Origin of the sequence: Bacillus sp. Marseille-Q1617 (assembly GCF_903645295.1) — a bacterium.
GTDB lineage: Bacteria > Bacillota > Bacilli > Bacillales > Bacillaceae_B > Rossellomorea.
Map to the genome: position 1 here is coordinate 387,604 of NZ_CAHJXM010000001.1, position 18,799 is coordinate 406,402.

At 45.2% G+C, this 18,799-nt stretch carries 18 protein-coding genes and 1 pseudogene; 13 read left to right on the forward strand and 6 right to left on the reverse strand.

From position 1 onward, the window contains the following. Positions 1-55 precede the first annotated feature (55 nt). The 5 genes from gntK to HWX64_RS01960 all read left to right on the forward strand — a co-directional run bounded on the left by gntK (position 56) and on the right by HWX64_RS01960 (position 3,504). Complete coding sequence (gene gntK / locus HWX64_RS01940) at positions 56-1,573, forward strand: gluconokinase (protein WP_175989590.1); 1,518 nt, start codon at positions 56-58, stop codon at positions 1,571-1,573. 512 nt (positions 1,574-2,085) lie between these two features. Next, a complete protein-coding gene (locus HWX64_RS01945; RefSeq protein WP_175986805.1) occupies positions 2,086-2,805 on the forward strand; it encodes a YebC/PmpR family DNA-binding transcriptional regulator in 720 nt (239 codons plus the stop codon). A gap of 120 nt (positions 2,806-2,925) precedes the next feature. Next, positions 2,926-3,138 (forward strand): hypothetical protein, encoded by a 213-nt coding sequence (locus HWX64_RS01950; protein ID WP_175986298.1) that lies wholly within the window; start codon positions 2,926-2,928, stop codon positions 3,136-3,138. 11 nt (positions 3,139-3,149) lie between these two features. Then, positions 3,150-3,290, forward strand: coding sequence for a hypothetical protein (locus HWX64_RS01955; protein ID WP_175986807.1), 141 nt, complete (start codon positions 3,150-3,152; stop codon positions 3,288-3,290). Between the two features lie 19 nt (positions 3,291-3,309). Further along, positions 3,310-3,504: a hypothetical protein gene (locus HWX64_RS01960; protein WP_175986809.1), complete on the forward strand. Its 195-nt coding sequence runs from the start codon at positions 3,310-3,312 to the stop codon at positions 3,502-3,504. Positions 3,505-3,547: 43 nt separating this feature from the next. Here the strand turns inward: HWX64_RS01960 and HWX64_RS01965 are convergent, their stop codons facing one another. The 3 genes from HWX64_RS01965 to HWX64_RS01975 form a co-directional block, all read right to left on the reverse strand. Beyond that, a complete protein-coding gene (locus HWX64_RS01965; protein ID WP_175986810.1) occupies positions 3,548-4,384 on the reverse strand; it encodes an undecaprenyl-diphosphate phosphatase in 837 nt (278 codons plus the stop codon). Between the two features lie 90 nt (positions 4,385-4,474). Beyond that, on the reverse strand, positions 4,475-4,675 hold the full coding sequence (locus HWX64_RS01970) for a hypothetical protein (RefSeq protein ID WP_175986812.1): 201 nt from the start codon (positions 4,673-4,675) through the stop codon (positions 4,475-4,477). A gap of 108 nt (positions 4,676-4,783) precedes the next feature. Beyond that, on the reverse strand, positions 4,784-5,110 hold the full coding sequence (locus tag HWX64_RS01975; RefSeq protein WP_175986814.1) for a hypothetical protein: 327 nt from the start codon (positions 5,108-5,110) through the stop codon (positions 4,784-4,786). A 126-nt stretch (positions 5,111-5,236) separates the two neighbouring features. On the opposite strand from HWX64_RS01975, the gene HWX64_RS01980 reads away from it, so the two are divergent. Beyond that, on the forward strand, positions 5,237-5,896 hold the full coding sequence (locus HWX64_RS01980; protein ID WP_175986816.1) for an NAD-dependent epimerase/dehydratase family protein: 660 nt from the start codon (positions 5,237-5,239) through the stop codon (positions 5,894-5,896). A gap of 15 nt (positions 5,897-5,911) precedes the next feature. Continuing rightward, a pseudogene (locus HWX64_RS01985) lies at positions 5,912-6,268 on the forward strand (DUF1284 domain-containing protein); the annotation flags it as partial. Positions 6,269-6,393: 125 nt separating this feature from the next. Here HWX64_RS01985 and HWX64_RS01990 read toward each other — a convergent pair. Further along, the gene (locus HWX64_RS01990) at positions 6,394-7,248 is read right to left on the reverse strand and encodes a TetR/AcrR family transcriptional regulator (protein ID WP_175986819.1); all 855 of its coding nucleotides are present in this window, start codon (positions 7,246-7,248) and stop codon (positions 6,394-6,396) included. Between the two features lie 158 nt (positions 7,249-7,406). On the opposite strand from HWX64_RS01990, the gene HWX64_RS01995 reads away from it, so the two are divergent. The 3 genes from HWX64_RS01995 (at position 7,407) to HWX64_RS02005 (ending at position 14,286) form a co-directional block, all read left to right on the forward strand. Further along, positions 7,407-10,553, forward strand: a complete 3,147-nt coding sequence (locus HWX64_RS01995) for an efflux RND transporter permease subunit (RefSeq protein WP_175986821.1) — start codon at positions 7,407-7,409, stop codon at positions 10,551-10,553. Between the two features lie 424 nt (positions 10,554-10,977). Then, positions 10,978-12,306, forward strand: coding sequence for an oligosaccharide flippase family protein (locus HWX64_RS02000; RefSeq protein WP_175986823.1), 1,329 nt, complete (start codon positions 10,978-10,980; stop codon positions 12,304-12,306). A gap of 120 nt (positions 12,307-12,426) precedes the next feature. Further along, positions 12,427-14,286 (forward strand): sodium:proton antiporter, encoded by a 1,860-nt coding sequence (locus HWX64_RS02005; RefSeq protein WP_175986825.1) that lies wholly within the window; start codon positions 12,427-12,429, stop codon positions 14,284-14,286. A 97-nt stretch (positions 14,287-14,383) separates the two neighbouring features. Here the strand turns inward: HWX64_RS02005 and HWX64_RS02010 are convergent, their stop codons facing one another. Next, complete coding sequence (locus tag HWX64_RS02010) at positions 14,384-14,527, reverse strand: hypothetical protein (RefSeq protein WP_175986300.1); 144 nt, start codon at positions 14,525-14,527, stop codon at positions 14,384-14,386. A 75-nt stretch (positions 14,528-14,602) separates the two neighbouring features. After that, the gene (locus tag HWX64_RS02015; protein ID WP_175986826.1) at positions 14,603-15,334 is read right to left on the reverse strand and encodes a TspO/MBR family protein; all 732 of its coding nucleotides are present in this window, start codon (positions 15,332-15,334) and stop codon (positions 14,603-14,605) included. A gap of 261 nt (positions 15,335-15,595) precedes the next feature. Between HWX64_RS02015 and HWX64_RS02020 the strand changes: the two genes are divergently transcribed. The 3 genes from HWX64_RS02020 to HWX64_RS02030 all read left to right on the forward strand — a co-directional run bounded on the left by HWX64_RS02020 (position 15,596) and on the right by HWX64_RS02030 (position 18,798). Beyond that, a complete protein-coding gene (locus tag HWX64_RS02020; RefSeq protein WP_175986828.1) occupies positions 15,596-17,377 on the forward strand; it encodes a M3 family oligoendopeptidase in 1,782 nt (593 codons plus the stop codon). A 170-nt stretch (positions 17,378-17,547) separates the two neighbouring features. Next, entirely contained in the window at positions 17,548-17,892 is a 345-nt protein-coding gene (locus tag HWX64_RS02025) for a flagellar basal body rod protein (RefSeq protein ID WP_175986830.1), read from the forward strand. 252 nt (positions 17,893-18,144) lie between these two features. Beyond that, positions 18,145-18,798 (forward strand): PspA/IM30 family protein, encoded by a 654-nt coding sequence (locus HWX64_RS02030; RefSeq protein WP_175986832.1) that lies wholly within the window; start codon positions 18,145-18,147, stop codon positions 18,796-18,798. Position 18,799 lies beyond the last annotated feature (1 nt).

Genomic DNA, 18,799 nt, shown 5'->3' on the forward strand with positions numbered 1-18,799 from the left:
TATACTTGTCACAGCAATGATTGTCTCTACTTGAGGAGGAATGGACATGTCACAGATGATTGGCGTAGATATCGGAACAACCAGTACCAAAGCGGTACTTTTTAATCAAAAAGGAGAGGCCATCTGCCGTCACGGAGTGGAATATCCTTTACATACACCTGCACCGGGAACTGCAGAGCAGGACCCTGAAGAAATCTTCCGTGCGGTCATACAAGCGATCAAGGAAGTGACGCTGCAAACGAAAGAAAAGATTTCGTTTGTCTCTTTCAGTTCAGCGATGCACAGCTTGATCCTCGTCGATGAGAATGATCAGCCGCTCACGGCGTCGATAACATGGGCTGACAACCGCAGTGCGGACTGGGCAGTCAAAATCAAGAAGGAATACAACGGAATGGACATCTACCGGAGGACGGGCACACCGATCCACCCGATGTCCCCACTTGTGAAATTGACCTGGCTTAATGCAGAACATAAGGATTTATTTGCAAGAGCAAAGAAATTCATCTCCATTAAAGAATTCATCTTTCACCGGTTATTCGGCGAGTATGTGGTCGATTATTCCATTGCCTCTGCTACCGGTATGTTTAACTTGGAAAAGCTCGCATGGGATGAAGAAGCGTTAAAAGTAGCCGGCGTTACCGGCGATCAATTATCCAAGCCAGTTTCAACGACGGAAAGCTTAACAGGTTTAAAAGTAGAATACACAGACATGCTTGGCTTGCCTGCGGACACTCCTTTTATCGTCGGTGCAAGTGACGGTGTCCTCTCTAATCTAGGGGTGAACGCAATTGAACCAGGGGTGGTGGCAGTCACGATCGGAACAAGCGGAGCGATCCGCGCTGTAACTGACCGGCCGGTGACCGATCCCAAGGGGCGGATCTTCTGTTATGCATTGACGGATAAGCACTGGGTCATCGGTGGGCCGGTGAATAACGGAGGGATGATATTCAGATGGGTGCGCGACGAGCTCGCCTCAGCAGAAGTGGAAGTGGCAAAACGATTGGGGAAAGACCCCTATGAAGTGCTAACTGATATTGCGGAAAAGGTCGAGCCAGGTTCGGAAGGTTTGATTTTTCACCCATATATGGCGGGGGAAAGGGCTCCGCTTTGGAATGCGAGAGCGCGCGGATCGTTCTTCGGCCTCGGCATGCATCATAAAAAAGAGCATATGATCCGGGCGGTGCTAGAAGGGATCGTCATGAACTTATACAGCGTCCTTCTCGCCCTGGAAGAACTGATCGGATCACCGACCCGCGTACAGGCAACGGGAGGTTTCGCCCGATCGGAACTTTGGCGCCAGATGCTTGCAGATATCTTCGATCAGGAAGTGGAAGTGCCTGAAAGCTTTGAAAGCTCATGTCTTGGAGCAGTTGTTCTCGGAATGTACGGACAGGGAACACTGGACTCACTTGAAGAGGTAAAGACGATGGTCGGCTCCGTTCACTCCCATCAGCCTGACGAGAAAGCGACAGAAGCTTACCGCAGATTGATGCCGATTTTCATTCGTCTGCCCAGACTGCTGGAAAGCGAATATGAAGAAATCAGTGCTTATCAGGAAGAAAGCCGGCTGTAGAGCCGGTTTTTTCTTTTTTGAGCGAGGCTTTAATAAATCGAGTGGCATGGAGGCGAGGAGCAAGAGGAAAGGGCGGAAGGAAGTAGCTAGAAGTTAGAAGGCAGAATTTTAATTAGAATAATTCTTAAAAGATCATATATTTATAAATAGGATCATAAATTGACATTTAGGATTATATTTCCCCGGAAAAGATCATAAATCGACAAACAGGATCATATTTTTCCAGATAGGATCATAAATTTACAAAATGGATCATTGAGCCGTACAATTTTGCTGCAGCGATGCTTTTTTTACCTTCCCAAGCCGATTTACAAACCTTTTTGAACAAAACGCTTTCCATTTATACAGTTTTCCAAGGGAAAAAGAGCTTATTTTGAAAAAACATGACGTGATCCTCAATGAAGCAGTGGTTCCAATGCATAGCCAACTTTCACCCAATTCATGTATAATGAAATGGACAACCAACACGAATCAAGTGATAAATTTTATAGACTGAAAGAGAGTGAAACAAAATGGGACGTAAGTGGAACAATATTAAAGAAAAGAAAGCATCAAAAGACGCCAATACAAGTCGTATTTATGCGAAATTCGGACGTGAAATCTATGTAGCGGCAAAATCCGGTGAACCGGATCCTGAATTGAATCAAAACCTTAAATTTGTATTGGAACGTGCAAAAACGTACAGCGTTCCTAAACATATCATTGACCGCGCAATCGAAAAAGCAAAAGGCGGTTCTGAAGAGAACTTTGATGAGCTGAGATACGAAGGGTTCGGGCCGAATGGATCAATGGTCATCGTCGATGCTCTAACAAACAACGTAAACCGCACAGCTTCGGAAGTACGTGCTGCTTTTGGTAAAAATGGCGGGAACATGGGTGTCAGCGGATCCGTTGCGTATATGTTTGATGCGACAGCTGTTATCGGTGTTGAAGGGAAATCTGAAGAAGAAGTCCTCGAGATCCTGATGGAAGCCGATGTAGACGCACGCGACATCCTTGAAGAAGATGAAGCAGTCATCGTCTATGCTGAGCCGGACCAATTCCATGCCGTCCAGGAAGCATTCAAAGGTGCCGGTGTAGAAGAATTCACGGTGGCTGAATTGACGATGCTTGCACAAAATGACGTGGAGCTTCCTGAAGATGCACAGGCACAATTTGAAAAAATGATCGATGCCATCGAGGACTTGGAAGATGTTCAACAGGTTTATCATAACGTGGATTTAGGCGAATAAATCAGATAGGAAAAAGCGTATTCCGTAGCGGGATGCGCTTTTTTTGTACCTGGCTAAGAATTACACCATCCTGAATGATTTTAAAAAGACAAGTCATACTAAATAATGGAGGTGGTACAGGTGGATAGAGAGAAGAAAACCCCTGAGCTTAACGTCAATACCCCGCTGAACCCTGAAATCACGATGCAGAATGTGAAAGATAACGAGCTGTATACATCGGTTGAAATGAATGAAAATTCTCACGGAGAGTCCGTAGGTGAGCTTCGGGCAGTGGAAGAAGGAAATGAATATTTTGCTGCAAAAGAAATCGGGCAGCAAATCGAAAACGGATAAGGAGGATGGAAATGGACAACAAAGATTATGGAGTCGCGCAATTATCGGAAGATACCCTTGGCAAGCTGCAGCATATCGAAAACGAGCTTCGTCAGGAAACGCATGAAGAAATTATCCTGATTGCGTACAAAAAAGACGAAGCAGCACATTAACACGAGGAGGGCGACCGTGATGGAAAAAGGCAAAAAAGAATTGCCGGATTTTAAGCAGCTTGATGACCGGATTATTGCAGAACAGCCTCAGGGTCCTTTTTTTGAAATGAAAACGAACCTGGATACTCCGAAATCAAACGACAATCCCTATATTTCATCTGAAACAAGCAATGAGGAAATTGAGAAGATCAAGCGTTTTTTTGATGAAGAATAGAAAGAGGCCGATTCAGCAGAATCGGCCTTTTAAACGGATTTAATTAGAAATAAAATACATAAATCACCATTACTAAAATGATTCTGTAAATGGCGAATGGAATCAACTTTACTTTGTTGATCAGTTTCAAGAAGAACTTGATGGATACGAGCGCAAAGATAAACGCGCTGACAAACCCTGCGGCCATAAAAGGAAGGGCATCCAGGGTGAAGTACTGCCAGTTTTTTGCCAGGGACAGAACGCTCGCACCGACCATGATCGGAACTGCCATGATGAACGTAAAGTCTGCTGCAGCCCGATGATTCAATCCGAGCAGCACCCCTCCTGATATAGTGGAACCGGAGCGGGAAAAGCCAGGCCACAGAGCCAGACATTGAAAGAGTCCCACGAACAGCGCCTGCTTATGGGTGATGCCATCCACCGACTCGATTACCGGCCCTTTCCTTTTTGCGCCCGCCACATCGGCAAGTATCATGAAAATCGCTCCTGCGAATAAACCGATCAAAACCGTGTTTATTGAAAACAAGTTCTCGTCAATGTAATCTTCGAATAGTACTCCCAGTATACCGGCCGGAAGAAGCCCGACCATTACGTGTGAGAGTTTCAGCTTATGTTGGGACGCTTTCCCCGATGAGGCCCAGGATGTAACGTCCAGCATTTCAATGAAACGGTCCCTGAAAATCACTACAACGGCTAATATGGAACCCAACTGTATGACGATTTTGAACGTATTCGCCGGGTACTTACCTAAAAACTCTTTCGACTGCAGCCACAAATCGTCTACGATGATCATGTGGCCAGTCGATGATATTGGCGCGAATTCAGTTAAGCCTTCGACCAGGCCTAAAACAATCGCTTTTAATATAGTTAAAATATCCATTGTTGTCTCCCTAAAGTTAAAATGATCTATATAGTGAATGAAGATGCTTTATCCAGCTAAAGGCCCGTCCCTCGATGCTTTAACGCGGTGCTAGGACGTTTTGATGTTGAAGATTTCTGCGAGTTTCTCCCAGTTCATAACCTGGGTCCATGGGACATCAGGAAAAGCTGATGCAAGGCTGTTTCCCGTTGTGATGGAGGATAGGTAGATCACTCCCAGGAAGGACGTCAATCCGACTAAGCAGGTAATAAAGCAAATAATCGACTCTTTTTGATAACTGTTTTCTCTCAAAGGAATTCTCTCCTATACTCGCGTATTTAGTTTTCTGGTGAAACAGAGCAATCCGAATAAACTTCAGAGATCACTGAAGTTAAAACTCATCTAATTGGAATATGGGAGTCAGAGGGAGAGGTAGTTCGAGCAGTGCATGACCATATGAATAAATCCACCGGAATCCGGTGATATGCCCATGGCAAAGAAGTCCACGTAGGAAGGGGAAGTGAGAATCGCCTGTTTGAAAGTCGTGGAAGATTTCTGTGGCATTAGAATGTCAGGAAGCTGCGGAAGGGCCGATATTGAAGATAGAATCACATCAACTCCGGAAATATAGGAGTTATCAGAAATACTCTGCTCATCATCAGTGATCAATACATAGCGGTCTGTATCCTGGATAGGATTGAAAAACAAGACCGAGCTCAGCAGAAATAATAAAACCACGTTCCTCATCATCATTGCCTCCTTTTCAAACAAGACTAAATTTTATTATAGCTGCTTTTCGCAGTGTGTCTAGATAATTTTTCACCATTCTCTTAGAATGAAATAAACATACATACTAAGAAAGAAGGAAAAAGGATGGAAAAAGAAAGAACAGCGGTACTCGCAGGGGCGACAGGCCTGGTCGGGTCCCATTTATTACAGCTTCTATTAAAAAGCTCACAATACAAAAAAATCATTTCCTTCGTTCGGACAAGCAGCGGCATTCACCATGAAAAACTCGATGAACGTGTCATTTCTTTCGATACACTGAAACTTCTCCCTCATGAAGAAGTGGATGACGTTTTCTGCTGTCTCGGAACCACGATCAAAAAAGCTGGAACAAAGGAACAGTTTAAAATGGTGGATTACAATTACCCTCTAGAGCTTGCCAGGGTATGCAAACAACATGGCGCAGAACAATACCTGGTTATTTCCGCGTTAGGAGCCAGTGCGGACTCACGCATTTTCTACAGCAGGGTAAAAGGGGAAGTGGAACAAGAACTAGAAAAACTGCACTATAAACGTCTTCATATTTTTCGCCCATCTTTGCTTGTCGGAGAACGGAAAGAGTTCCGTTTAGGTGAAAAAACAGGTGAAATTATTTCACGGATGATCCGTCCCGTGATGATCGGGAAATGGAGGAAGTACCGCAGTATCTCAGCTGACCGGGTAGCTTACGGGATGTACAAAACAGCGCTGAATTTCCCGGATGGGAATGTGAACATCCATGAGTCGGATGCTATTCAACGATTATAAGGAGGGGCATGCAGGATGAAGAAAATTTTACGGGGGCATCATCTTCTGTGCACTCACGGATTCAAGGGGATGGGATACAGCCCAAAGTTTGTTGATGTTATGGCCGATATTGTTGCAGGTATCCGGAATGAGGGAGATTTTCCTATTCAAGTTGTACAAGGGTTTGATGATGCATGCCAGGCTTGCCCTCACAAGGGCAAAACAGAATGTGTCAAAAGTGTGGATTCAAATGAACATGTCCTTTCAATGGATGGAAAAGTAATCAGACACTTAGGATTGAGTGCCGGGTCGACCTACCTGAAAACTGAGCTGGTACAGCGAACGGCTGAAAATGTGCGCCCGGAAGACCTGGACTACTTGTGTGAAGGATGTTAATGGCTCCAATACGGGGTTTGCAAGAAAGGGATTCAGGAGTTGAGGGAGAAGCATAGTATAATTTCTTGAATATGGAAAAACGAGTATGCACCCATACTCGTTTTTTTTTTACGCACACAACACTATATTTCATAAAACTCCCGAACTTTCTCAGCCAATGAGGCAAGGGAGGAATCGCCCTCTTCCAGGTTTACAAGCATCCCTTTAATCACGATTGTCCGGGTTTCTTCTTTTAGTATTTCTTCTTTGATGACCTCGAGTGAAATCTTCATATTTTCATCTTCTATTTCTGTAAGATGGTCCTCGATCAGCCCAACCAGCGTATCCTCATTTAACGAAGCAGATTTCATAGACTTCAGCAGAGGCGCAAGCTTCTCAGGGGGAAGGACGGGCTTATCCTCACTTTTCAAAAGGCCGTGAACGACATCGTCGAGTCGCTTTAGGATAAACTCTGACAAATAACGAAAATCCATCTCTATTTTATCAAGCATCACGACTTCAAGATAGGACTTGAGAATACCCTGGATGATCAATGACAGGTCCCAAAAGTATGGTTCAATTTCTTCTCCGTATATTGCGGTCAAACGGCGTTTATAAAACTCATAGGTGTGGGCTTTCATTTCATGAAGCAGGGAATGGATGTCTTCATTGAACGGCATCGCATTCTCCCTGATCTGCATGATGATGAATTCTTTATGCTTCCAGACTTCCACAAGCTGAAATTCCAGCTGCTTACGGAACTTTTCGTAAGGCGGCAACTCTTCGTCTTCGATGAGATCCACTTGGTCCCTGATCATCTCGAAATAATATTTCATGATTGCGAACAGTAAAGCTTCCTTGGATTTAAAGTATAAGTAAAAGGCCCCTTTGGAAATGTCGCATTCATTGACGATTTCCTGGACTGAAGTGGCATTGAATCCTTTAGTGGCAAATAACTTTATGGATGTTTCGATAATTAACTTTTCTTTTTCCTTCATGCGCTTCTCACCTCGGTAAACTCCTTACCTACATTATGACCGATTGGTCAGTAAAAATAAACCTTTATTTTCTAACAAGTATTGACTGTTGACTGTACGGTCAGTTATATTAGTCTATGTTATGACTAGTCAGTCAGAAAAGAAGGGATGATTAGAGAGTGAACAGTATAATCAATTTTGTGCTTAAGAATAAGTTTGCTGTTTGGCTGATGACGATTATCGTCATCGTGGCAGGCTTATATTCAGGATTTAATATGAAGCTTGAAACGCTTCCGAATATCAATGTTCCGGTTGTCAGTGTGACGACAGTCTATCCGGGCGCCGCGCCTGAGGATGTGGCAGATAAAGTATCGGAACCGATCGAAAAACGTCTTGAGAACTTGGACGGTGTGAATGTGGTGAGCTCCTCATCTTTCCAAAACGCCTCTTCCGTCCAAATTGAATACAAATTTTCAAAAGATATGGATGAAGCCAAGACCGAAGTAGAAGAAGCTTTATCCGAGGTTTCGTTTCCGGAGGGCGTGCAAGATCCGGATGTGACAAGAATCAGTATGAATGCATTCCCGGTCATCGCGTTGAGTGTGGCAAATGAGGATCAGTCACTTGCCCAATTGACTTCTACAGTTGAAGAGACCATCATCCCGGGCCTCGAAGGCCTTGACGGTGTTGCTTCTGTTCAGGTTTCCGGGCAGGAGATCCAAGAAGCCAATCTGGTGTTCGACCAGGAAAAACTGTCACAGTACGGCCTTGATGAAGAAACGGTCAAAAATATGATCAAGGGCTCTGATGTAACGGCACCGCTCGGCCTTTATACGTTTGGTGACACTCAGAAATCCGTCCTGATCGACGGGAATATTTCCACATTGGAAGATCTAAAAGAAATAAAAATCCCTGTGACGCCATCCGGCGGAGAAGGCATGGCCCCATCCCAGGGTACACAGGGCCAACAGGCACCGCCTCAACAGGCGGCACCGCAGCAGAACATGCCTGCGGATGTGAAAATCCCTACGGTTGAATTAGGTGAAATCGCCGCGATCGAAGTGACAGGTAAAGCAGAGTCGGTTTCAAGAACCAATGGGAAAGAGTCCATCGGGGTTCAAATCGTAAAAGCGGCAGATGCCAATACTGTCGATGTTGTAAATGCGGTTAAGGACAAAGTGAAGAATTTCGAGGGAGACATCGACAATATCGAAATCATTTCTACTTTTGATCAGGGAGAACCGATCGAACAATCTGTCAGCACGATGCTGAATAAAGCTTTATTCGGGGCAGTGTTCGCGGTGATCATCATCCTCCTGTTCCTGCGTGACATCAAATCGACGATCATTTCGGTCATTTCGATTCCATTATCGCTTTTAATTGCGATTTTATTGTTGAATCAAATGGACATCACGCTGAATATCATGACGCTTGGTGCGATGACGGTAGCCATCGGGCGCGTCATCGATGACTCCATCGTAGTTGTGGAGAACATCTATCGAAGAATGTCAATGAAAGGTGAAATGCTGAAAGGAAAAGAATTGATCCGCGAAGCGACGAAAGAAATGTTCGTGCCAATCATGTCTTCAACGATTGTTACGATCGCGGTATTCCTTCCTCTGGGACTTGTGTCCGGCATGGTAGGGGAACTCTTCCTTCCATTTGCATTGACGATAGTATTTGCCCTGCTGGCATCACTTCTCGTTGCCGTGACCATTGTGCCGATGCTTGCGCATTCCATGTTCAAAAAAGGTGCAGGCAAGAAGCATGAGGAGAAGCCTAGTCGCTTGGCGAACTGGTATAAAGGGGTACTGAATTGGACGCTTAATCACAAGATCATTACTTCGATCCTTGCAGTGGCGATGCTTGTAGGAAGCTTGTTCCTCGTTCCCCTCATCGGTGTAAGCTTCATCCCTTCCGATGAAGAAAAAATGATGATGGCTACGTATAAGCCGGAGCCTGGTCAGACGAAGGAAGAAGTTATTGAAATCGCCGGCGACGCGGAAGAATATTTGCAAGGAAGAAAAGGTGCAGAAACGATCCAGTATTCAGTCGGAGGGGAAAATCCGATGAATCCGGGCAGCACCAGCGATGCGATATTCTTTATTGAATACAATGACGACACAGAAAATTTTGCAGACGAAAAAGAAAAAGTCATCCAGGACCTTCAGAAACAAACAGGTAAAGGCGAGTGGGCACAGCAGGATTTCTCTGCAAGCGCCGGCAGCAATGAAATCGTCGTATTTGTATACGGTGACACGCTTGAAGAAATCGAACCTGTTGTAAATGATGTCCAGGATAAGATGAAAGATATCAAAGATGTTAAAAAAGTGGATTCAAGCATCTCCGAGTCTTATGACGAATACTCACTGGTTGCCGACCAGGAGAAATTAAGCCAGTACGGCTTGACTGCGGGTCAGATTGCCATGGAACTTGGCCAGACACGCGAGCGTCCTGTACTGACAACGATTGAGAAAGACGGGGAAGACGTAAATGTCTATCTTGATGTAGAAAAAGAAGAGTATGAAAGCATAGAAGATCTGACCGGCAAAACGATTCAATCTCCGCTTGGCATGGAAGTGCCAATCGAGGATGTCGTGAAGGTTGAAGCAGGAGAAACATCTGATACCGTCTCCAGACGTGACGGCAAGGTGTATGCAAAAGTCAGTGGAGAACTGAGTTCCAGCGATGTCTCCAAGGCATCCGCAGCTATCCAGAAAGATATTGAAGAACTCGATCTCCCAGCAGGCATCGATGTGAATATGGGCGGGGTGACAGAGGATATCCAGGAGTCATTCACACAATTGGGGCTTGCCATGCTTGCAGCCATTGCAATCGTGTACTTGATTCTTGTCATTACATTCGGCGGCGGCCTTGCGCCATTTGCCATTCTGTTCTCACTTCCATTTGCGATTACAGGGGCCCTTGTCGCACTGTTGATTTCAGGAGAAACCATCAGTATTTCTTCCATGATCGGAGCCCTGATGCTGATCGGTATCGTCGTGACGAATGCCATTGTATTGATCGACCGCGTCATCCACAAGGAAAACGAAGGACTGTCGACACGCGAAGCTTTGCTTGAAGCAGGTGTCACACGTCTCCGACCGATCTTGATGACGGCAATTGCGACAATCGGTGCACTGTTCCCGCTGGCTCTTGGGCTTGAAGGCGGCGGCCTGATCTCGAAAGGATTGGGAGTGACGGTCATCGGTGGACTGACAAGTTCGACGCTGTTGACACTTATTGTCGTACCGATAGTGTATGAGGTATTGATGAAGATGAAAAGAAAGCTGTCCCGCAGGAAGAACGTGACAGAAGAAGTATAGGTTAGGCAGACAGCTCCCGCTTGGTGCGGGGGCTGTTTTTTTAGTGGTGAGGGGGTGTGCAGCGGGGTACGGGTCAGGTGATTGGGACTGGCACAATGGAATATTGGATTTATCAACGTTTTTTAAGTAGTTATCAACAAAAATTTTGATTTACCGCCGAAAAATCTCTTTTATCAACGGAAAATCCAGTTTATCAACAATTTCCAACGCGTTACCGACAATTCTTCAAAAATCGACAAATTTCGCACACAGTGTGCCGCCCCACAGCTGCCCCAAATTCTAGCCTGGCTCAAAACAAGCATTCTGAGCCAGGCTCAATTCACCCTGATCGAGCCAGGCACCAATCTAATCCACTCATCCAAAAACATAATAACCGGACAACCATCATAGAATGAAACATCTCATTCGAAGGTGGTCCGGATCTATGAGTTTGTTTTTAAAGGGCACATTGGTGCTTGTGATAACAGCTTTTTTTGGTGAACTGGTCGAGTTTATGATCAATATGATTTTAGCCCGTGAGCTGGGGGAAGCGGGTCTGGGTACATATATGTCGATTTTGCCGACGGTTTTTTTAGTGGTGATTCTTTCGAGTATGGAACTGCCGATCAGTTTATCGAAGTTCATCGCCGAAAAGGATGAGAAATACCACAGAGGGATGCTTCAATATGTTTTCAGATTTGCCGTGCTGACGACGATCGTCCTTCTGATTGCGATGGTGCTCGTATATATGTGGACGCCGCTGTTTCAAGGGATTCATCCCGGTATACGCTGGCTGATCCTCGCTGTGATTCCGATTGTGGCGTTTACCTCGATTACACGAGGTTATTTTATGGGGGTTCAGCAGATGCGGAAGATCGCGGTCGCCAATTTTCTGCGCAAAGGAATTCAGCTGATTCTGTTGGTTTCCATCTATCAATTTTTGTCCTTCACCAGCAATACATCCATTTTTATTGCCTTATGCACGCTTGTAGCGAGTGAGGCGGTCGTTTTTATTTATTTGATACAGGCTTATGTTCTTAATCGAAAGGGTAAGAGAAAGGAAGGGATTGCTCACGTTCCTTTAGCGAAGAGTGAGATGAGGAAGTCCATACTATCCGTGTCTCTCCCGACAACGGTTCTGAGAATCTTTCATGCTTTCACACATGCCGTCCAGCCGTTTCTGATAAAACTGGCCCTGGTTCACGCAGGCATGGGGGCGGTGGAAGCCAATGAACATTTCGGGATGATGGCGGGGATTGCTCTTACCATTGGATTCTTCCCATCCTTTATCGCTTTTTCACTATTGATTGTCTTGATTCCTACTATCTCTGAGAAAGCTTCGGAAAAAGATGTGGAGGGAATCCTGCAGCACTTGAAGCAGGTGATGTGGATTACGCTCGGATATGGAGTGCCGGCAGTACTGATATATTATCTGCTTGGAGACTATATCACGACGACGTTTTTCCACTCTGTCACCTCAGCTTTTTACCTCAAGTTGTTATGGCCGTATTTTTTCTTTCATTTTTTGGTTTTGCCGCTGCAGGCTTTTTTGATTGGGCTCGGGCTTGTCAAGGATGCGCTGGTCCATACAGTATGGGCAAGCATTTTTTCGTTCAGCCTGATTTACCTACTCGGGTCGAATCCGGATTTTGGGATGAGCGGCGTGATCATCGGGTTGAACGCGGGTGCAGTGTTAAGTGCGCTTCTTCATTATGTGACGATTTGCAGGGAATTGGAAACGACTATTTGGTTAAAATCACTGGTGAAAATGTAAACTAAAACATAGAAGGGTCCTTATCTTTTGCAACCATCGTTCATACCGATTATCATGTTCCATAAGCATAATGCAATTATATAAGCAGAGTATATTACTTTTACATCAAAGGAGAACGCGATGATTGATTCAATATTATTTAATTTAATGCTGGTAGGCGTGCTGGGCATTGCTTCACAATGGGTGGCTTGGAGATTTAAGATGCCCGCTATCGTCGTCATGTCCCTCGCAGGCCTGTTGGTGGGACCGATATTGGGAGTGATCGATCCCAAAGCCGATTTCGGTGAAATGTTTAAACCGATCGTTTCACTGGCAGTAGCCATCATTTTATTCGAGGGAAGCTTGAACCTTGATTTCCGCGAAGTGAGGGGACTTGGTAAGCCAGTCTTCAGAATTGTAACAATAGGTGCTTTCCTGGCCTGGATTCTGGGTTCACTTGGTGCTCACTATGTAGCTGGACTGTCCTGGGCGGTTGCTTTTGTCATCGGTGGTCTTTTCATTGTCACTGGACCGACCGTTATTTTGCCGCTTCTTAGACAGGCAAAGCTTAAACCAAGGCCAGCCGCCATATTAAAGTGGGAAGGGATCGTCGTTGATCCATTTGGAGCGCTGCTTGCGTTGTTCGCCTTTGAAATCATTAACTTCCTAATGAGTGATAACGTCAATGCCATGTCGCTTCTGCTGTTTTTCGCAGCATCCATTTTTGCAGGTGTCTTAGGATGGTTGTTTGGCCGATTTACCGGTTTTATCTTTGAAAGGGGACATGTTCCTGAATTTTTAAAATCACCTGTCGTATTTGTACTTGTACTCGCCAGCTTTGCAATATCAGACCAGATCATGCATGAGACCGGTCTGCTTGCCGTTACCGTAATGGGAATGACCCTGGCAAATATGCATATTTCTTCGATTGATGATATGCGCCATTTTAAAGAGAATATTTCAGTGCTTTTGATTTCGGCAATCTTCGTCATGCTGACAGCATCCTTATCGCTTGAAGTGTTATTCAAGATATTCAATTGGAATATCATCGCTTTCGTATTGCTGATGTTATTCATTGTCAGGCCATTATCGATCTGGCTGTCTACGATCGGAACCGACCTTTCGAATAAGGAAAAAATTCTCGTGGGCTGGATTGCCCCTCGAGGTATCGTAGCCCTGACCGTATCGAGTTACTTTGCATCCGTCCTGCTGGAAAAAGGGTTCGAGGACGCCTCGATTCTTACATCGTTAACCTTTGCGCTTGTGTTCTCGACAGTCGTAGCACATGGATTCTCGATCAAATGGCTGGCGAAGAAGTTGGATCTTGCCATCGATGAGCGGCCGGGTGTCGTCATCGTCGGCGGCAGCAGCTTCAGCACAGAATTGGCGAAAACACTCCAGGAATTGAAAATAACAGTATTGATTGCTGATTCTTCCTGGCAGCGGCTGATTCCGGCCCGGAAGGCTGGGGTTCCTTTTTACAAAGGAGAGATTCTTTCGGAGCAGACAGAGTACTATCTGGATTTGACTCCATATGAATACATGATTGCCGCAACTGAACTGGATTCTTACAATGCACTTGTCTGTACAACGTTCGTTCCTGAAATCGGAAGGAATAACCTCTTCCAGCTAAGCCTGCGCAGCCAAGGTGAAGTGGACCTGGAGGATATGGTCCACACAATAGGCGGACGGATCCTCTTCCAGGAAAGTGTGACCTGGGAAGAATTGAATAAGAGGGTCGAAAGAGGAGATGTCTTCAGGAAAACAAGTATCACCGAGAAATACAGCTTCGAGTCCTATCTCGAAGAACGTGATGAAAATACACTGCTCTTGTTCGCCCTCAAGCCTTCAGGCAGGATCGAATTCTTTACGGAAGGCGCTTCTCCTAAGATCGAACAGGGAGATGTCGTCGTAAGCCTTACCCAGCGCTGTAAGGAAATGAAGAAAATCAATGAAAAACTTGCAGTGCAGCGTGAGAAGAATATGGAAGGAAAAGAATGAGAACTTTTCACGGCATAAATGAAGCGCCGACCTTAACGGGTCGGCGCTTTTATTATTGTGACAGTTTGTGTAAAAAGAAGCAGTCTGGCAGCTGCCATCATTTTTTATTGGAATGTTGCTGGCCAAGGAGCTGCTTCACCTGGTTATAGGTCAATCCCGACTCGCTATTCAGCTTCTTTACTTCCTCAATATCGGTCCCGGACACCGTACGCTTCTTGCCCTGATTCAGGTCATCTCTCATTAAAAAACACCCCCTCTGACTTAATGTCAGTCAGAAGGGATGATTCTATACTTGGTTACGACGCCTCCCGTGCCTTTAAGCAGCTGATGAACGGGTTTTGCGGTAAAAGAGGGTGATGAGAAGGACGACAAGGGCAAGGGTATATGCTGTATAAGCGAACGCCTGGTGTTCTCCCAAGTTCTTGATTCCGATCCCGATAAAGGCCCAGACGAAGACGAGCGGGTACAGCCAATCCTTTTGTGAGACCCTCACCCAAACAGCAAGCATAGCGGCGGACAGCAAGCCTGCCAGTGACCAGTACATCCCGCTGCTGCCTTCTCCAATCATCCCGATATCAGTAAAGTAATACAGGATATTGACGAGCATTGCAATGGAGATCCACCCTATATATATAGAGAATGGTGCGATATCCAAGAAGGTTGGTCCTGTCTGTTTCAAAACCCTATAAAGAGCAGCGAGCGTAAGGAACAGACCGATCATGACAAAGACCGAAACCAAAAAGAAATTGTAATGCCATACAAGAATCCAGCCGGAATTCAGCAGACAGCTCAATATGAAAAGACCGCTCGTGTTTTGATAAAGCGGGAGATCACGGCGGCTTTTCGGGATCTGCCGCAGAATCCATACGGCCAGCAGCAGATAAATCAAGCTCCATATCGAGAAGACATAACCTGCGGGGGTCAGCAATATATCCAGTCTATTGCTGATCTCCGACGTCGATTGATCATTAAGCGGCAGAGTAACAGCAAGTGTATTCATCAAAATGACCAGTGCATAAGCTAAAATGTTAAGTATTAATCTTCTCAAAGAAAATCCTCCTGACTTGAATATAGTGTTAGTTAGAACAGGGACTTACTATCAATAATTGTTAAAATATATAAGACAGTTACAGGATTTATTTAATTTTTGGTATTCTTATTAGCAGTTCATTTTAAATACTATTCCACCAATTACAGGAAGGTAACCTTTTCTTAGAGAGTCGAAATATCTCTAAAATTGCAGAAGGATTCAAAGGCTTAATCGAGAATTATACTAAGACAGGTATTTAGATAAAATTAGGGGGCAATTATGAACAACACTACATATTCAGATGTATGGGATTTAGACGTATTTTTCAAAGGCGGCAGTGAGTCAAAAGAATTCAGGGACCATCTTGAAACACTGAAAGAAAAGAAAACACACTTTGAAGAGAACGCTCTCGCCTTTCACCCGCCGCAGTCTGGCAGTGATGCGGACCTAGTGTGGAAGCTGATTGAAGAAGCAAAAGAAGTGATGCTGTACCTGCGTCAGGCGGGGGCATTTGTGAGCTGTCTGGAAGCACAGAATATGCACGACCGGAAAGCCGATGAGCTGAGAGGTGAAATCACGAGCATCAGCGCGGATTTCTCTTCCGTCTTTACCAAATTTCAGCAGCAGCTCTCTGACAGTTCTGAAGAAGTATGGAATGAACTGCTTCAGCACGAACGGTTAAAAGAGATCACCTTCGTACTGAATGAGTGGAGACAAAAAGCGAAAGACAAGTTATCCAGCACGGAAGAGGCATTGATCGGTGCGCTTGCGGTGGATGGCTACCACGGTTGGGGCCAGATGTATGATACGATCGTCGGCTCAATGGAGATTTCACATGACGGCAAAAAGCTGTCAGTAGGACAGGCGAACAATTTGTTGTCGAGCCCGGATAAGAAAACCAGGAAAGACGTCTTCGAAAAATTAGAAAACGCTTGGAAGCAGAATGAAGAATTGTTTGCAAAAACGCTTAATCATTTAGGAGGCTTCCGTTTGACCGTCTATAAAAAGCGCGGCTGGGAAGATATCATGAAAGAGCCGCTTGAGTACAACCGCATGAAGCAGGAAACGCTCGATGCGATGTGGGGGGCCATTTCCAAAAATAAAGCTCCATTTGTGAAATACCTCAATCGGAAAGCGAAGTTACTAGGTAAAGAAAAGCTTGATTGGTTCGATCAGGATGCACCGGTTGCCGAGTCGACGAGCACGATGTCTTACGATGAAGGAGCCCGGTTCATCCTGAAGCAATTTAGACGCTTCGGGGAGGAAATGGCCGGGTTTGCCGAAAAAGCATTCGAGGACAATTGGATCGAAGCAGAAGACCGTGCCGGTAAACGTCCTGGAGGATTCTGTACGTCATTCCCGATGAGTGACCAATCACGGATATTCATGACGTATTCAGGCAGTATGTCAAATGTATCCACGCTTGCTCACGAACTCGGGCACGCGTTCCACTCCTACGCATTGCGTCCGATGCATACGCTCAACCGCAATTATGCAATGAATGTTGCGGAAACGGCATCCACCTTTGCGGAGATGATTGTCGCGGATGCCGCTGTCAAGGAAGCGCAAACGAAGGAAGAAAAAATTGCCCTTGTCGAAGACAAACTGCAGCGAAGCGTGGCGTTCTTCATGAATATCCATGCCCGTTTCCTGTTTGAGACCCGTTTCTATGAAGAGCGTAAAAAAGGAATCGTTTCCGCTGATAAGCTGAACGAATTAATGGCCGAAGCGCAGAAAGAAGCGTTCTCCGACTCGCTGGGAGAAGTCCATCCGCGTTTCTGGGCATCCAAGCTTCATTTTTATATCACGGGTGTACCGTTCTATAACTTCCCGTACACCTTCGGCTATCTTTTCTCTTTAAGTATTTACGCCAAGGCCCTCGAGTCTGGTGAGAATTATGAAGAAAAGTACATGGCCCTGCTTCGCGACACAGCCATCATGAACGTCGAAGATCTTGCCATGAAGCATCTCGGGGAAGACATCACCCAGGAAGCGTTCTGGGAAAAAGGGATCAAGCTCTGCATAGCGGATGTAGAGGAATTCCTTGAACTGACAAAGTAAATCGAAGGCCCGTCCCTCATCGCTTTAAAGCGTCGGGGACGGGCTTTTTTATGTGCAGTCCTACCCCTCGTAAGCCTCAGGTCTTAGTTGAAAATAAAGCCCGAGCTCGTTATGGGAAATCCGGAAAATAGGTAGGATAGAGACATGAAGAAGAAAGGAGGCAACACCATATGAAAAAATTCGGATTGCTAGTAGCGGGAGGGATCGCAGCGATCGTGCTGCTTGCCAATTTAGGACCGATCGTGGGGCTCGCGATTTCCTTGGTGATCATGTATTACAGCTTCAAGGCGTTTCTGAAAACAGACTCAACATTCAAAAAGATCATCTGGGCCCTGATCGGTCTGGCGGCATTCAGCGCAACAGTGTCCAACTTCCCGGCCATCATAGGACTGATCGCACTTTACATCCTCTACGTGATCTACAAAAACTGGAAAAAGGACGACATCATCATCGAAGAAAAATCAAACGACCCATTCACCAACTTCGAAAGAGAATGGTCACAGTTGAAGAACTAGGGTATCACCATTAGGTCTTGGTCCTTAAAAAAATGCGATGTTGAATGTCTTAAGGATTTTAAGTTCCATCTAGCGTTGATTGGAGTGCAAGACGAAGACTCCTGCGGGAAAAGTAGCTAATGTGAGACCCCACAGGAGCGCAGCGACGAGGAGGCTCACGAGCTACCCGCGGAAAGCGAAGTCTTGCACGGAAATCAAAAGCGGTATTAAGAAGTACTTTACAAAATAAACAATCAAAAGGAGAGAAACAAAATGACAAACTTATTCCAAAGAATCAAAAACACAGTCATGTCCGACCTTCACGAAGCATTAGATAAAAAAGAGAAGAAAAACCCAATCGCAGTACTGAACCACTATCTAAGACAGTGCGAGCAAGAAGTAGAAAAAGTAAGAAAACTGGTCGAAAGACAATACCTTCTCAAAGAAGAATTCACAAAAGAATACCAGCAGGCAGCAAAACTTGCTGAAAAAAGAAAATACCAAGCAGAAGTGGCCTCGAATGCAAATGAAACAGAGCTTTATGAATTCGCCATTCAGGAACAAAAATACTACGAAGAGCGCTCAGAACGCATCGCAGACCTCAAGCTGAAAGCTGTGAAAGAGCTGGATGAGCTCGAAAGAAAGTACGAAGAAATGAAACACAAGCTGAAGGATATGTACATCAAGAGAATGGAGCTCATGGGAAGAGAAAACATCGCGCGTGCCCATAATAAGATGAACAGCGTCCTGGAATCTTCAACAGGCTACAACAACGGATCGTTCTCCAAGTTTGATGAAATCGAATCGTACTTAGACCAGCTGGAGCACGGTGTCAATTCATCTTATTACCGCAATACAATCGATGCGAAGATCGCTAAATTGGAAAAAGAAATGAAAAAAGAGGAAACAGAAGCCATTCCTTCCTAAA